This window comes from Streptomyces sp. NPDC047017 (assembly GCF_040644175.1).
GTDB lineage: Bacteria > Actinomycetota > Actinomycetes > Streptomycetales > Streptomycetaceae > Streptomyces.
Window position 1 is genome coordinate 204196 of the sequence record NZ_JBEYVW010000010.1, and the last position, 14811, is coordinate 219006.

The following is a 14811-nucleotide window of genomic DNA, read 5'->3' on the forward strand; positions in this document are numbered from 1 at the left end:
GGCCGGGGGTCAGCCTCTATGATCGGCACACTTTCCTGGCACTTCCTGCGCGGACACGGGCCCGGCGGCCGATCCTCACCCGGCCGGCCACCCGACGAGACCGATACGAAGACCGAGTGCACTGCGGGAGCGAGCGGTGAGCGGAACGTCCGAAGGGCCGACGCCCGCGGCAGACCTCATCCAGCCGGAAGTCACAGAGAGTGACCCTCTGGAATCTCCGGGTACCGGGCCGTCCGGCTCGGCGTCCGTCCCCGCCCCACCGGCCGGGCCCCCGCTTCCACCGGCCGGACCCGGCGCCGCCTCCCCGGCCCTCCTCACCCGAACGGCCGAACCCGGTCCCCCTTTCCGTTCGGCCTTCGACGCCGCGCCCCTGGCGATGGCGGTCGTCGACCGGGAGGGGCTGGTGGTGAGTGCGAACGACACCTTCGGCGCGCTGCTCGGCACCGGTCCCGGCCGGCTCGCCGGGCAGGCCGCCGCCGATCTGGTGGACCTCGCCTCCGACGCCCGTACCTGGCACGCGTACCGCGAGGTGCTGCGCGGCCGCCAGGACCGGCTGAGCTGCACCCGCCGCCTCAAGCACCCCGACGGCCGCTCCCTGTGGGTACAGGTCACGGCCGCGCCCCTGCGCGCGCCGGAGGGCTCCCCCGCAGACCCGGCAGCGTCGGCAGGGTCGGCAGCCCCCACGGCCCCCGCGCCCCCCGCGGCTCCCGCGACCGCCGACGGCCCGGGAGCCCCCGGCGTCCTCCTGTCCGTCACCGACGTCACCGCCCGCCGGGAACTCCAGGCGCGGCTGCGGCATGTGCGGATGCACGACCCGGTGACCCGGCTGCCCAACCGCACCCTGTTCTTCGAGCGCCTGTCGGCCGCGCTGGAGGCGGAGTCGTACACGCGTGGCGGGACCGGCCGGATCGGGCTGTGCTACCTGGATCTCGACGGCTTCAAGGCGGTCAACGACACCCTCGGCCACCGCGTCGGCGACCGGCTGCTGGCGGCCGTGGCGCGGCGGCTGACGGGCTGCGCGGACGCGGCGGACCACGGCCGCGGCAACGCCCCGCTGGTGGCCCGGCTGGGCGGCGACGAGTTCGCGCTGCTCGTGGAGGACTCCACCGGCACCGAGCAGCTCGCCGACCTGGCCGAGTCGGTGCTCACCGCCCTCCAGGCACCGTTCGAGATCGGCGGCCGGCGGCTGTCGGTGTCGGCGTCGATCGGCGTGGTGGAGCGGCAGGCGGCCGGGACGACGGCCACCTCCCTCATGCAGGCCGCCGACACGACGCTGTACTGGGCGAAGGCGGACGGCAGGGCCCGCTGGACCCTGTTCGACCCGGAGCGCAACGCGCACCGCATGACGCGCCAGGCGCTGGTCTCCACGCTGCGCGCGGCCGTGGAGCGCGGTGAGTTCACGCTGGAGTACCAGCCGCTGGTCGCGATGGAGGACGGCCGGCTGCGCGGCGTGGAGGCGCTGGTGCGCTGGCGGCACCCGCAGTTCGGTGTGCTGACGCCGAATCGGTTCATCGCACTGGCGGAGGAGGACGGCTCGATCGTGCCGCTGGGCCGCTGGATCCTGGCCACCGCCTGCCGCCAGGCCCGCCGCTGGCAGCTGGACCACCCGGACGAGCCGCCGATCTTCGTCAGCGTCAACGTCGCAGTCCGCCAGGTGTGGGACTCGGATCTGGTCGAGGACGTCGCCCGGGTGCTGGCGGAGACGGGGCTCGCGCCGGGGCTGCTGCAACTGGAGCTGACCGAGTCCGCGGTGATGGGCTCGGCGGGACGGCCGCTGGAGGCGCTGCGGGCGCTGAGCGACATGGGCGTGCACATCGCCATCGACGACTTCGGCACCGGCTACTCGAACCTCGCCTACCTCAGCCGCCTGCCGGTGTCGGCGCTGAAGCTGGACGGTTCGTTCGTACGGGGCTTCCAGTACGGGCCGCCGCCCCGGGAAGAGGCCCCGCGGGGCGAGGAGACCGGGCAGGCAGAGGCCGAGCCGCCGAGTCCCGCCGACGAGGTGATCGTCGAGGCGATGATCCAGCTCGCCCACCGGCTGGGGCTGACCGTCACCGCCGAGTGCGTGGAGACCTCCGACCAGGCCAGCCGGCTGCGCCGGATCGGCTGCGACACCGGGCAGGGCTGGCTGTACTCCCGCCCGGTGTCACCGGACCGCATCTCCGAACTGCTGGACGGGCTGGACGGCCACGCCTGCGGGCGGCGGTGAGTGCGCGGCTCAGGCCGACGGCAACCCGTAGGCGTCCGCGATGAGTTCGTAGGAGCGCAGGCGTACGTCGCCGCTGTGGGCGTTGCTGGTGATCATCAGTTCGTCGGCGCCGGTGCGCTTGTGCAGGTCGTCCAGGCCGGAGCGGACCTCGTCGGGGGTGCCGTGGACGACGTTGGCGTTCCAGGAGGCGATGAACTCGCTCTCCATCGGGCTGAACGCGTACGCCTCCGCCTCCTCCGGGGTGGGGACCAGGCCGGGGCGGCCGGTGCGCAGCCGGACCATGTTCAGCGCGGCGGCCAGTACCTGGCGGCGGGCCTCCTTCTCGTCCTCGGTGGCGAGGGCGGCGACGCCGATGAGGGCGTACGGGGCGTCGAGGACCGCGCTGGGCCGGAAGGACTCGCGGTACAGGTCGAGGGCCGGGACCGTGTTCTGCGCGGAGAAGTGGTGGGCGAAGGCGAAGGGCAGGCCGAGCACACCGGCCAGGCGGGCGCTGAAGCCGGAGGAGCCGAGCAGCCACAGCGGCGGGCGGTGCGGGGACTGCACGCCGCCCGGGGAGGTCGCCTGGACCGGGCCGGGGACGGCGTGGATACGGCGGTAGGGGTGGCCGTCGGGGAAGTCGTCGTCGAGGAAGCGGGTCAGCTCGGCGAGCTGCTGGGGGAAGTCGTCGGCGCCCTCGTTCAGGTGGTCGGTGCGGCGCAGGGCGGCGGCGGTGGCGCCGTCGGTGCCGGGGGCGCGGCCGAGGCCGAGGTCGATCCGGCCGGGGGCCATGGCTTCCAGGGTGCCGAACTGCTCGGCGATGACCAGCGGGGCGTGGTTGGGCAGCATGACGCCGCCCGAGCCGAGGCGGATGCGCTCGGTGTGGGCGGCGAGGTGGGCGAGGATCACGGCCGGTGAGGAAGAGGCCACACCGGGCATGGAGTGGTGCTCGGCGACCCAGTAGCGGTGGTAGCCGCGGCGCTCGGCGAGGCGGGAGAGGGCGACGCCGGTGCGCAGGGCCTCGGTGGCCGTGTGCCCGGCGCCCACGGTCACCAGGTCCAGTACGGACAGGGGGACGGACGCGCTGCCCGCTGCCTTGCCTCGGATCTCGTCTGCCGCCACGGGGTGCCTCCTGCTGGTTGGCCGTGCTCGTTCCGCCCGCCGTCAACAGGAGACGGTCCCCGTTTATTTCCGCGGCCTCCGTCCCTTCCCGTCCGGATGCGCTCGCGCGCGTCTCACGCGGCCAGCGCGTGCCCGGGGTGCAGGACCACCTTGGTGTAGCCCTCGATCCGCTTGTCGAACTTCTCGTACGCCTCGGGGGCCTGGTCCAGCGGCAGTTCGTGGGAGACCACGAAGCTGGGCCGGGCGCGCCCGGCGATGATCAGATCGCGGAGCTGGCGGTTGTACCGCTTGACGTTGCACTGGCCGGTGCCCATCTGCTGGCCCTTTTCGAACATCTTGCCGATGGAGACCAGGAGCCGGCCGTGCTTGGCGTGCTCGTCGGGGCCGCCCGGGTCGGAGGGCACGTACAGGCCCGGCACACCGAGCATGCCGGTGGGCCGTACCGTCTCGACCAGCGTGTTCAGCACGACGGCGGGCTCTTCGTGGCTGGCGTCGTCGTGCGCCTGGGCCTGGTAGCCGACGGCGTCCACGCCCTTGTCGGTGCCCTCGCCGCCGGTCAGCTCCTTGATCTGCCCGGCCGGGTCGCCGCGGGTGAAGTCGATGGGTACGGCCCCGATCTCCTCCGCCTTGGCCAGCCGCTCGGGCACCCGGTCCACCGAGAACACCTTCGCCGCGCCGCGCAGCAGCGCCGAGTAGGCGGCCATCAGGCCCACCGGCCCGGCGCCGAAGACGGCCACCGACTCGCCGGGCGAGACCTGGGCGAGTTCGCAGCCGTGGTATCCGGTCGGGAAGATGTCCGCGAGCAGCACGAAGTCGGTCTCGAACTCCTCCCCCGGCGGCAGCTTCAGGCAGTTGAAGTCGGCGAACGGCACTCGCAGCCGCTCCGCCTGGCCACCGGTGTAGGGGCCCATCGCGACGTAACCGTAGGCTCCGCCGGCGAACCCCGGATTGACCGTGAGGCAGAATCCGGTCTTCTCGGCGAGGCAGTTCTTGCAGAACCCGCAGGCGACGTTGAACGGCATCACGACCCGGTCGCCCTCGGCCAGGGAGGTCACGCCGCTGCCGGTCTCCTCCACGATGCCGAGGTTCTCGTGGCCGAAGACGATGCCCGCCTCCGCGGCCGTACGGCCCTCGTACATGTGCAGGTCGGAGCCGCAGATCGCGGACGACGTGACGCGGACGACCACGTCGTTGGGGTGCTGGATCCGCGGGTCGTCGACGTCCCGCACCGCCACGTCGAAGGGCTTCTCGTAGACGACGGCTTTCACTTCGGTCACCTCCGCGTCGATCGCTGGACGACGGCATCGAGCGACGGCGGCGGCGACAGGGACGGTCGGCCGCGGGGCCGGACGGGGCGCTGCCCGGGCGCGGGCACGTGGCCGCGCCCACCCCCGCGTACGGGCGGTGCCGGGCCGGTGCCTGGGCCGCGGGGCGTGCTCACCGCACCGCCGGACACCTCCAGGTAACGCCCCCGCGGCGGCACCCGCAACCCCCGCCCGTACCTGCCCGTCCCGGCGTCCTTCCTGGCGCCCGTCCTCACACCTGGACGACCGGCTCCCGGGTGAACAGCGCGCCGAGGCCCGGCGCGTTGACGCGGCGGTCGGTGAGCCGCAGGCCCTCCCACACGCTCACCTGATTGGCGGTGAGCACCGGCTTGCCCAGCTGCTCCTCCAGGGCCCCGACGTGCGAGGCGGTGTGCAGGGCCGTGTCCGGCAGCAGCACGGCCTCGGCCGCCGGGGTGTCCGCCGCCCGTGCCAGGGCCAGCAGCTCCGGCTCGCCCCACTCGGCGGCCCGCCGCGCCGAGGCGAGGCGGGCGCTGTGCGCGGCGACCACCTCGATGCCGGCCGCGCCCAGGAAGTCCGCGAACAGCGCCGTCACGTCGTCCGGGTAGGTCGCCCCGACCGCGACCCGGCGCACCCCGATCTCGCCCACCGCGTGCACGAAGCCGAAGGAGGTCGAGGAGGCCGGCATGCCGACCGCGCGGGCCAGGGCGCGCACCTGCTGGTGGGCGCCCTCCCAGCCGTACCCGAAACCGCCGCTGGTGCTCGCCCACACCACCGCCTCCGCGCCGGACAGCCGCAGCCCCTCCCCGCTCCGCGCCAGCTCCTCGACCGCGCCGGTCCCGCGTGGCGCCCCGGGCCGGTACGTGTCCTCGCCCGCCCCGGTGTGGACCAGGTCCAGCCGGATGTCACTGCCCAGGAGCTGCTCGATGCGCGGATAGTCGTCCTCTGCGGAGTGGCCCGGGTAGAGGAATCCGAGTGCGGTCATGTCCAGCCTTCCTGCTCTCGTCTCGTCACGCTCTCGTCACGCCGTCGCCCTGCGGGTACCCAGCGTCGCCGTCAATTTCCTTCGCATAACTTGGATTCGGTGGGGTAGCGGCGCGCTCATGGCTCGACCACATGCACATGGCGAAGGCAGACGCGGGCGAATATCCGGGCCCGGCCGCCGGTCGCTGCTGGTGGGGGCGGCGGCGCTCGGCGCGCTGGGCGCCGCCGGCTGCAGCCGCGTGGCGAAGGTGTCCACCGAGAACGGCGGCGATCTCCTGGACCGGCTCAGGGCCCAGGGCGTCGTACGGCTCGGCATCGCGGGCGAGATCCCGTTCGGGTACATCGACAAGGACGGTGAGCTGACGGGCGAGGCGCCCGAACTGGCCCGGGTGATCTTCAAACGGCTGGGCGTGGACCGGGTGCAGCCGGTGCCCACCGAGTTCGGCTCGCTCATCCCGGGACTGAACTCCCAGCAGTTCGACGTCGTCGCCGCCGGCATGTACATCAACGCGGACCGCTGCGCGCAGGTCCTCTTCGCCGACCCCGACTACCAGATGCTCGACTCCTTCATCGTCCGCAAGGGCAATCCGAAGGGGCTGCACGACTACCGGGACGTGGTGGCGAAGAAGGCCAGGTTCGCCACCGGGACCGGCTACGCGGAGATCCAGTACGCGGTGGAGGCCGGCTACCGGGAGAGCGACATCCTGATCGTCCCCGATCAGGTGGCGGGCCTGAACGCCGTCGAGGCGGGCCGGGTGGACGTCTTCGCCGGTACGGCCCTGACCACCCGGGCGGTGGCGCGCAAGTCCGCCAAGGCCGAGGCGACCGAGGCGTTCGCGCCGCTGGTGAAGGGCAAGCCGCACGTGGACGGCGGGGGCTTCGCCTTCCGGCTGACCGAGACCCGGCTGCGGGACGCCTTCAACACCGAGCTGCGCAAGCTGAAGAAGAGCGGCGAGCTGTTCCGCATCCTGCGGCCCTTCGGGTTCTCCGCGGACGAGATGACGCGGCTGACCGCGAAGGAGCTGTGCGGCGGATGACGAGCGGACTGTGGGAACTCGTCCTCAAGGGCGTCTGGGTCACTTTGCAGCTGCTGTTCTTCAGCGCGCTGCTGGCCACCGCCGTCTCCTTCGCGGCCGGCCTGGCCCGTACCCACCGGCTGTGGATCGTCCGCTTCCTGGCGGGCTGCTACACGGAGGTGTTCCGCGGCACCTCGGCGCTGGTGATGATCTTCTGGGTGTTCTTCGTGCTGCCGCCGGCCTTCGGCTGGCAGCTGGTCCCGATGTGGGCGGGCACACTGGCGCTCGGCCTGACGTACGGGGCGTACGGCGCGGAGATCGTGCGCGGGGCGCTGAACGCGGTGGACCCGGCGCAGCGGGAGGGCGGCATCGCGCTCGGCTTCACGCCCTGGCAGCGGATGCGGCTGGTGCTGCTGCCGCAGGCGGTGCCGGAGATGATCCCGCCGTTCAGCAACCTGCTGATCGAGCTGCTCAAGGGCACCTCGCTGGTGTCGGTGATGGGCATGGGCGACCTGGCGTTCAGCGGCAATCTGGTGCGCCTGGCCCTCCAGGAGAGCGCGCACATCTACACGTACCTGCTGGTCATCTACTTCGTGATCGCGTTCGCGCTGACCCGGCTGATGCGGGGCCTGGAGAAGCGGCTGAAGGCGGGTGTGGGCAAGGCGCCCGGCGGTGAGCCCGGCCCGGCCCGTGAACCGGTGGGCGCCCGGGCGGGAGGCGGTGCCGCGTGAACTGGGACTGGGGCGCCGTACGCGACTTCATGCCGCATTTCCGGGACGGCCTGCTCGTCACCCTCCAGGCCCTCGCGCTCGGCTCGGTGATCTCCTTCGCCCTGGGCCTGGTGTGGGCGCTGCTGATGCGCACGCCGAGCCGGTGGGCGCGCTGGCCGGTGGGCGCGGTGACGGAGTTCGTCCGGAACACGCCGCTGCTGGTGCAGCTGTTCTTCCTCTTCTACGTGCTGCCCGAGTGGGGCCTGACACTGTCCGCCCTGGCCACCGGCGTCCTGGCGATCGGCCTGCACTACTCGACGTACACGATGCAGGTCTACCGGGCCGGTATCGAGGCGGTGCCCGCCGGGCAGTGGGAGGCGGCGCTCGCGCTGAACCTGCCGCGCCGGCGGACCTGGACGGCGGTGATCCTGCCGCAGGCGATCCGCCGGGTGGTGCCGGCGCTGGGCAACTACGTCATCTCGATGCTCAAGGACACGCCGCTGCTGATGACGATCACCGTGCTGGAGATGCTCGGGCGGGCGCGGCTCTTCTCGCAGCAGCACTTCCAGTTCACCGAGCCGCTGACCGTGATCGGCGTGGCCTTCATCCTCGTCTCCTCTCTGGCCTCCCTCCTCCTGCGAGCACTGGAGCGACGTCTTGTCCGTTGACACCGCCAAGAATCCCGACGGTCCCGCCGCCGCCCCGCGAGGGGAGCTGATCCGGCTGGAGAACGTGACCAAGCGGTTCGGCGACCACACGGTCCTGGACGGCCTCGACTTCTCCGTCGACGCCGGCAAGCACGTCACGCTGATCGGCCCCTCGGGCTCGGGCAAGACCACGATCCTGCGGCTGCTGATGACGCTGACCAAGCCCGACGAGGGCACGATCACGGTCGACGGGGACCGGCTCTTCCCGGCCCCCGAGAAGCAGGTCCGGGAGATCCGCAAGAAGATCGGGATGGTCTTCCAGCACTTCAACCTGTTCCCGAACATGACGGTGCTCAGGAACATCACCGAGGCCCCGGTCACCGTGCTCGGCCTGTCCCGGGACGAGGCGCAGGCCCGCGCCCGCGAGCTGCTTGAGCTGGTCGGCCTGTCCGACAAGTGCGGCATGCGGCCCGGCCGGCTCTCCGGCGGCCAGCAGCAGCGGGTGGCGATCGCCCGCGCGCTGGCGATGCGCCCGCAGGTGCTGCTCCTGGACGAGGTGACCTCGGCGCTCGACCCGGAGCTGGTCGCGGGCGTCCTGGACGTGCTGCGCGACATCGCCCGCTCCACCGACATCACCATGCTCTGCGTGACCCACGAGATGGGCTTCGCCCGGGACATCTCCGACCGCGTCCTGATGTTCGACGCGGGCCACGTCGTGGAGTCCGGCCCCCCGGAACAGATCTTCGGCGCACCGGAACAGGCGCGGACCCGGGAGTTCTTGCGGGCGGTGCTGTGAGGGGCGGCGCGGCGTGAACGGTGGGCCGCCCTCAGCGTTTCCGCCGCACCGACAGGCGCATTCCCGCGCCGTTCTCCCGCTGGGTGAACACGGCTCCGCCGGGCAGCGTCGCGAAGGGCGCCAGGGTGCCTTCGGGCAGGGCCCTCGGCGAGCCGGTGCCCACGTTCACCTCGACGGCGGGGCGGGTGGACACCTCGGCTGAGATGTCGGTGCCCGTCACGCCGTAGGCGGTGCCGTCGTCCGCGAGGGCGACGACCTCGATGGTGCGACGGTTCCCCTCACCGGTCAGGCACAGCGTCCGGCCCGCCTTGACGTCGAAGACGACCGAACCGAAGGCGGCGTAAGTGCCGTTCGGGGACCTGACGAGGGTGCGGGCATCGTCGTCGTCCCTGCCGTTGTCGCATTCCGCGCCCACCAGCAGCCGGCCGCTCTCCAGGTCGTGCACGGACCAGACGGGGGCATCGGTGCCGTCGGTGTCGGTGGCCTGCCGCCAGCGGGCGACGAACACGCCGTCGTTCACGCCTGTCAGGGTGCCCGTCTCACCGTCCTTGACATTCTTGGGCGCGATGTCCTTGCCGGTCCATCCACCGGGTACGGTCAGCCCGCCCGGCCGCCCGCTCACGACGGGGCCCTTCGTGGTGACGGCCACGACCGCGCTGTCCCAGCAGTCCGAGCAGCCGGGCAGGCCGTTCGCGTCGTCGTACCGCTTCACCGCGCCGGTCACCGCGTCCACGGCCACACTGTGCTCATCAGCGGTCTCCCAGGTGATCAGCAGCCCGGCGCCGCTGTCCCGGACCCGGATCAGCCCCGACCGCAGTCCGTCGTCGGGAACCGAGAGGTCGTGCAGCGGCTCGACCGAGCCGCCGGAGGCGTCCGCCGGGTAGATGCCGATCTGGGTGACCTCCTGGCTCTTGGTGAGGGCGTCACCGGGCTGCTCCCCGACCGCCCAGGCCGCGAAGTAGGTACGGCCGCCCTGCCGTACCGCGGTCAGCCGGGGCGTGAGCATGGCCCATTGGGCGTGCCGGTCCTCCGCCGGGGGAGTCCGGTACGGCGCGCTCGTCCACCGCACCTTGCCCGTGGCGCCGTCCCGCGCCTGGACCGCGTATCCGTCACCGGACCGGATGATGTAGGCGACGGTCTTCCCGTCCGTCGCCACCGGGTCGGCGTCGGCGTCCCGCGGAACCCAGCCGATCTCCTGGTCCCAGCCCTTGGCGCCGTCGTAGGCGGGAGGCACGCTCAGCTTCACCGGCGCGGCGCTCCCGCCCGCACCGGCCCCCTGGCGCCCCTCACCGGCACCCGAGCTACCGCCGTCGCCCTTCCCGCATCCGGCGAGCAGCATCCCGGCGAGCGCCGCCGCCGCCACGGTCATCCGAGCCCTGGGCATGGGGTGTCCTTTCCTTGAGCCGTGTGGTGGTTGTCCAGGTCCCCGGTGGCGGCGTGTCCCGGCCGTGCGCACCGAATCGTCACCGCGCCGAGCCACGTCCACCGGCCCCGGGCCGCGGTGGGCGGGGGACGCGCGGCGCCTGCGCCACAGGGGAAGCTCCGGGCACCTGGCCGGGGCGATGCCCCGGTCCGGACGGGAGGCGGCCCGACTGGGCATGGGCGGCGCCACCGAGCGGGTTGGCCGGACGAACGGTGCCGGTACCGCCGGGGGAAGCCGCCGCGGAGCGGGTGATCTCGCCGGGCCGGAGCCAGCCCTCGGGCACCGTGCCGTGCAGCTGTACGGTGCCCTGGTCCCGGGCCGCGGCGAGCTGGGCCGCCTGCCAGGCGGCGGGAGCGAAGCCGGGGGCCGCGTTGCCGCTCTGGGCGGGTACCTGCCGTCCGTTCATCGCCGCCAGCGACCGCTGGGTCTCGGCGGGAAAGACATCGCGGGGCAGCGATCTGGACGCGGCACCGGTCACCTCGACACGGAACTGCCGCTCACCTGACTCGAATGTGAGCCCGTAGCCCAAGTACTGGCGGTCCTGGTCGAACATCAAATCCCCTCGGACACCGCCACCTGCGCCCCTGGCCCGATCGCCCAGTTCCCGCAGCGCCTGCGGCAGGGGTGAGGTGCGGCCGAGGCAGCCGACGAACCCGTCGGCCTCCGCCCTTCCCGCGCGGAACCGCGGCCGGCCGTCCGGACCGGTGAGCAGCTGGACGGCGCCGACCCGGTTGCCGCGGTCGATGTCGATGGTGAGCCGCCCGTCGCCGCCGTAGCCGGAGTCGAAGCGCCGGCGCATCGCGTTGAACTGGACCTGGTTCTCCAACGCCGGTGGCAGGTTCGGACCGACGATCGTGACCCGGGCTTCCGGGTCGGCCTCGAGAATGATCTCGGCATTGGCCACGCCGGTGCCGCCCGCGCCCGCGATGACCCACGTCTTGGGGGCACCCTCGGCCTGCGGGTCGAAACGGTTCTCGGCGATCTCGTCACCGATGAACACCCGGCCGGGCGCCTGCGTCCGGGCCTGCTCCCACTGTGCCGTGGCATCGAGGGTCTGCAGCGCTCCACGCGCAGCGGGGTCGGCCCGGAGTGAGTCCACCAGGCCCTCGTCGTTCAGGAGCCGCAGTGCCTCCTGAGCGGTGGCCGCACCGGCGAGGCGCGGCTGGACGGGGGCATCGGCGGGCACTCGCGCGCCGAGCGCCTCGACCGCCTCACGCAGATTCTGCGTCTCCCGGTCCACGCCCGGCACCATCTCGGGCGGCAGACCGGTGGCGACGGTCGGCACGCCCTCCACCTTGACGTACACGTCCTGTGATCCGTCGGCCGGGACACCGTTGGGGCGGATGTGCGCGTAGAGGTGGCCGTCGGCGGCGGCGAGCAGACGGGCCTGGCCGTCGATCACCGGGCCGCGTACGGCGAGCGTGTCCTCCCACAGCCGGACCGCGTCGCGCGGGACCCGACTCGTGCCGTCCCCGAACTGGTGGGCGTCGCCGAGACCGGTCAGACGCATGTCACGCACCTGGTCGGCCGACTGGACGATGCCCTCGCCGGGGTCCAGGTGCCAGCGGCCCCGTGCGTCGATGAGCAACGCGTCCGGGTCACGGCCGACAAGACTCGCCCCACCGCCGATGACGACCCTTCGGGCCGGCCACTCCCCCGTCGCCGCGGCCTCCGCGCGCAGTTGCTCCAGCGTCGCCCGGCTGGCTTCCGTACGGGCCCCGGCGGCGTCGGCCGCCGCCGCGGCCAGCTCCGCGCGCGGGACGGGAGAGCCGTCCGGCCGGAAACCCGGCATGGGGTGTGCGCCCAGCTCCGGCTGGACGGCCGCCTGCGCCTGTCCGGCACGGTCACGGAAGTCCAGCAGGGCGCGGGCGTCGGAGGGAGGGAGTTGCTCGACGGGGTGGGCGAGTTGGGCCATCGCCTCCCTGGACAAGGGTGTCAGGTACGGGTTGACAGCATCCAAGCGGAACCTGGCGGCATACTCCTGAAGTGACCGGGACGACACGTCTTCGGCCGTGGCCACGGCTCGCAGCCCGGTGTGATCCACGAGAGCCGAGAACTCCTGGCGCGCCTCAGCACGCTGCCTGTCGTCGAGACTCGCATCGCGCATACGGGCGGCGAGGTAGTTCAGCTCGCCGACCCGGCCGAGATCCTCCTCGGACAGCGAGAACCGGTCGGCGGCGAGGGGCCCTCGTACCAGCATGTCGTCACGGACCCGCTCCGCGCCCGCGGCCGCGCGGTCGCGCACGGCCAGCAGCTCGCCCACCTCGTGGCTCAGGGCCCGGCCCGCCTGCTGGGGGTCCATCCGGTCGGAGAGCTGCACGAAGTGGTTGTCGGACGTGGTGTTGACATACGTCCGGGCGACCACCTGCGAGGGCAGAGGAACGGCGTCCAGTCCCAGCGTCATCGTGCCGCCCCGGTGGTCGGTGAGCACGAAGTGGCGGTCGTCTCCGCTGTCGACCAGTGCGATCGAGCGAAGCCGTTCCCCGTACAGGCTCTGCACGACCAACGGCAGCGCGCTCTCCGCCTGCGCGATGATCGCCGCCTGGTCAGGGCCTGACGCGGTGCCCGGTCCCGGGACGGACGTACCCGCGAAGCGGCTGCCCGCCACATCGGTGGCGGTGATGGTGACGGGCTCCCGTGACTGTCCGTTCCGAGCCGGGTCGGTACCCCGGTCGGCCGGGTCCTGATCCACTGGCGTTCTCCCCCTTCGCCTGGCTCACAGCACGTAGGATCTTCCCATGCTGATCGCCCGTTCGACGCAAGAAGCGCATCTCTACATGGACCTGCACGCCTGCGCCTGCGGGGCCGAGAGCTTCGAGCGCACGCACCGTCTGGAGCAGCGCGACGGTGCGATGGTCGCGGTGTACGAGGGTGCCTGTCCTCAATGCGGTCGCATGCGCACGTTCGAGTTCCGGATGACGGACGAACTTCCGCCCGCGCCGCCCGCTTTCGGTGGCCCCGAGCCGTCGCGGATCATCGATCCGGGCGAGTTCATGTGGGTCAGCGACGAGGTGGGCACCGACGCGAGTCTGCGGCTGCTGAACACGCCGCCCGCCGAGCACCGACAGCACCGGGCGAAGTGGACCTACGCACTCGCCGTGCTGGAGGAAGTCTTCAAGTTCCTGCCCGAGGACGCGGACCGAATTCCCGAAGAGCTGTTCACCTCGGATCGCGGCCGGGCGATGTACCGGAAGGATCCGAGCAGGTTCGACCGCCGGTGGCTGTTGGACAGCCTGGAACGCAAGCAGGGTCTCCTCGAAGGCATCGACCACTTCAGCCCCCCGCAGCAGCAGTAGCCGACTCATCGCGACCTGGGGTTCCGGGCGGCCGGGGACTGCACCGGCGGTGTCCTGGGCGCCGGGGTGGCCGTCCGCGGCCCCGGCATCCCGGTCGCCGTGGCCGCCCCTGACCGCAGCCGTCCCGCCGCGGCGATGCGCACCAGGGCGTCGCCCTGCCGGAAGCCCTGGGCGGCTGATGGCCCGGGAGTGCTCGCACGCGCCGGGAGACCCCGGTCCGAGGTGATCAGTCCGGTGGCCAGGCCGCCCGCGACCAGCTTCTCCGCGTTCTCGCGGCCGATGGAGTGACCGTGCCCGGTCGTGCTGCGCGCGTACAGGTCCGTGATCAACCCTTCGGGGGCCATCCGGCCGCCGTACCAGTCGCGTCCCGCGTCGAAGTCGGCTCGCCCGTGCTGCCAGCGAGCCGCGTTCTGCGCCAGGCACCGGTCGAGCGGCACCTCGACCGACAGCAGGACACGCTTGTCGTAGCCGTCACCGCGCAGATCGCCGAGCAGTTTCTCGTTCCACCGCTGATCCCGCAGGGTGGCGTCGTACAGGAGGTTGTACCCCTCGGCGCGTGCCCACTGCTCGAAGACGCCTTGCAGGTAGGCGGACTCCCGGTGGGTGAGCGAGGCCGTCTCGGACGGAGACAGCCGGCGGCCACCGGGCAGCTCGTACGCCTCGGAGCCCAGCTCGGGGCCGCCACCGTGCTCGAACAGGGCCACCTTGAACTCGTCGGGGTCCAGTACGACGTAGTCCCGCACGTGGACGCCGTGCACTTCGGCCAGCGCACGTCCCAGTTCGTCGTCGCGGTGCTGCCAGTCGGCGAGCCCGCGCAGGGCGCCTCCCTTCCCGGCGCCGGGTGCGCCCGCGGTCAGGAGTGCGGCGTGGCCGTCGCGGGGCAGGCCGGCGCAGCGCTGCCTGAAGTCGTCCAGGATCGCCATGTGGACGCGCTCGCGTTCCGGGGTCCACAGCACACCGTGCCGGTACCGGCCGAAGGTGTCGTGCTCGCCGGGCGAGAGGTCACCACCCGGGCCCATGCGGCGTTGCAGCGCGCGATACAGCTCCTGGTACGCGGGGTCCAGGCGCGCTTCCCGTCCGTGGGAGGTCACTGCCGTCGCTCTGTCCTGTGCTGGATCTCCTCCAGGTCCTCGCGGGTCAGCTGACCGAGCAGGCGGGCCGCCGTGACCACCGACCGCGTGTTGTCCTGATGAGTGGGGGCGGGGTGCCCTTCTTCCAGCTCTTCTTGCTCGAAGGGCCAGTTCGCCACCGTGGTGAGCATCTCCTCACGCGGGACCAGCCCGGCGGCGTAGCGGCCGAGGTAGGCGCGCAGGGACGGTTGGGTGCGGGATTCCTCGTTCATGGCGTCC

13 protein-coding genes are annotated in these 14811 nt (G+C 72.6%); 6 read left to right on the plus strand and 7 right to left on the minus strand.

The features are described from left to right. Positions 1-136 precede the first annotated feature (136 nt). On the plus strand, positions 137-2209 hold the full coding sequence (locus ABZ858_RS19075; RefSeq protein WP_361379329.1) for an EAL domain-containing protein: 2073 nt from the start codon (positions 137-139) through the stop codon (positions 2207-2209). A gap of 9 nt (positions 2210-2218) precedes the next feature. Here ABZ858_RS19075 and ABZ858_RS19080 read toward each other — a convergent pair whose 3' ends face one another. From ABZ858_RS19080 to ABZ858_RS19090, 3 genes are all read right to left on the minus strand, one after another. Next, complete coding sequence (locus ABZ858_RS19080) at positions 2219-3307, minus strand: LLM class flavin-dependent oxidoreductase (RefSeq protein ID WP_361379332.1); 1089 nt, start codon at positions 3305-3307, stop codon at positions 2219-2221. Positions 3308-3420: 113 nt separating this feature from the next. Further along, positions 3421-4575 (minus strand): glutathione-independent formaldehyde dehydrogenase, encoded by a 1155-nt coding sequence (locus ABZ858_RS19085; RefSeq protein WP_361379551.1) that lies wholly within the window; start codon positions 4573-4575, stop codon positions 3421-3423. A gap of 268 nt (positions 4576-4843) precedes the next feature. Beyond that, on the minus strand, positions 4844-5575 hold the full coding sequence (locus ABZ858_RS19090) for a decarboxylase (RefSeq protein WP_361379335.1): 732 nt from the start codon (positions 5573-5575) through the stop codon (positions 4844-4846). A gap of 118 nt (positions 5576-5693) precedes the next feature. Here ABZ858_RS19090 and ehuB point away from each other — a divergent pair, with 118 nt between their 5' ends. The 4 genes from ehuB to ehuA are packed head-to-tail and all read left to right on the plus strand — an operon-like array spanning position 5694 to position 8743. Further along, positions 5694-6611 (plus strand): ectoine/hydroxyectoine ABC transporter substrate-binding protein EhuB, encoded by a 918-nt coding sequence (gene ehuB / locus ABZ858_RS19095; RefSeq protein ID WP_361379338.1) that lies wholly within the window; start codon positions 5694-5696, stop codon positions 6609-6611. Next, the gene (gene ehuC / locus ABZ858_RS19100; RefSeq protein ID WP_361379341.1) at positions 6608-7321 is read left to right on the plus strand and encodes an ectoine/hydroxyectoine ABC transporter permease subunit EhuC; all 714 of its coding nucleotides are present in this window, start codon (positions 6608-6610) and stop codon (positions 7319-7321) included. The genes ehuB and ehuC overlap by 4 nt, the downstream gene beginning before the upstream one ends. Beyond that, a complete protein-coding gene (ehuD, locus tag ABZ858_RS19105) occupies positions 7318-7968 on the plus strand; it encodes an ectoine/hydroxyectoine ABC transporter permease subunit EhuD (protein ID WP_361379344.1) in 651 nt (216 codons plus the stop codon). The genes ehuC and ehuD overlap by 4 nt, the downstream gene beginning before the upstream one ends. Further along, positions 7958-8743 carry an ectoine/hydroxyectoine ABC transporter ATP-binding protein EhuA gene (gene ehuA, locus ABZ858_RS19110; protein WP_361379347.1) on the plus strand — a complete coding sequence of 262 codons (786 nt, stop codon included), beginning with the start codon at positions 7958-7960 and terminating at the stop codon, positions 8741-8743. The genes ehuD and ehuA overlap by 11 nt, the downstream gene beginning before the upstream one ends. Before the next feature lie 31 nt (positions 8744-8774). On the opposite strand, the gene ABZ858_RS19115 is transcribed toward ehuA, so the two are convergent. Together ABZ858_RS19115 and ABZ858_RS19120 are read right to left on the minus strand one after the other, a co-directional pair. After that, a complete protein-coding gene (locus ABZ858_RS19115) occupies positions 8775-10127 on the minus strand; it encodes a hypothetical protein (protein ID WP_361379350.1) in 1353 nt (450 codons plus the stop codon). A gap of 79 nt (positions 10128-10206) precedes the next feature. Continuing rightward, positions 10207-12858, minus strand: coding sequence for a hypothetical protein (locus ABZ858_RS19120; RefSeq protein WP_361379353.1), 2652 nt, complete (start codon positions 12856-12858; stop codon positions 10207-10209). Between the two features lie 46 nt (positions 12859-12904). Here ABZ858_RS19120 and ABZ858_RS19125 point away from each other — a divergent pair, with 46 nt between their 5' ends. Then, the gene (locus tag ABZ858_RS19125; RefSeq protein ID WP_361379356.1) at positions 12905-13462 is read left to right on the plus strand and encodes a hypothetical protein; all 558 of its coding nucleotides are present in this window, start codon (positions 12905-12907) and stop codon (positions 13460-13462) included. A gap of 5 nt (positions 13463-13467) precedes the next feature. On the opposite strand, the gene ABZ858_RS19130 is transcribed toward ABZ858_RS19125, so the two are convergent. Together ABZ858_RS19130 and ABZ858_RS19135 are read right to left on the minus strand one after the other, a co-directional pair. Beyond that, positions 13468-14553 carry a zeta toxin family protein gene (locus ABZ858_RS19130; protein ID WP_361379359.1) on the minus strand — a complete coding sequence of 362 codons (1086 nt, stop codon included), beginning with the start codon at positions 14551-14553 and terminating at the stop codon, positions 13468-13470. Then, positions 14550-14804, minus strand: a complete 255-nt coding sequence (locus ABZ858_RS19135; RefSeq protein ID WP_361379362.1) for a hypothetical protein — start codon at positions 14802-14804, stop codon at positions 14550-14552. The genes ABZ858_RS19130 and ABZ858_RS19135 overlap by 4 nt, the downstream gene beginning before the upstream one ends. Between the last annotated feature and the right edge of the window lie 7 nt (positions 14805-14811).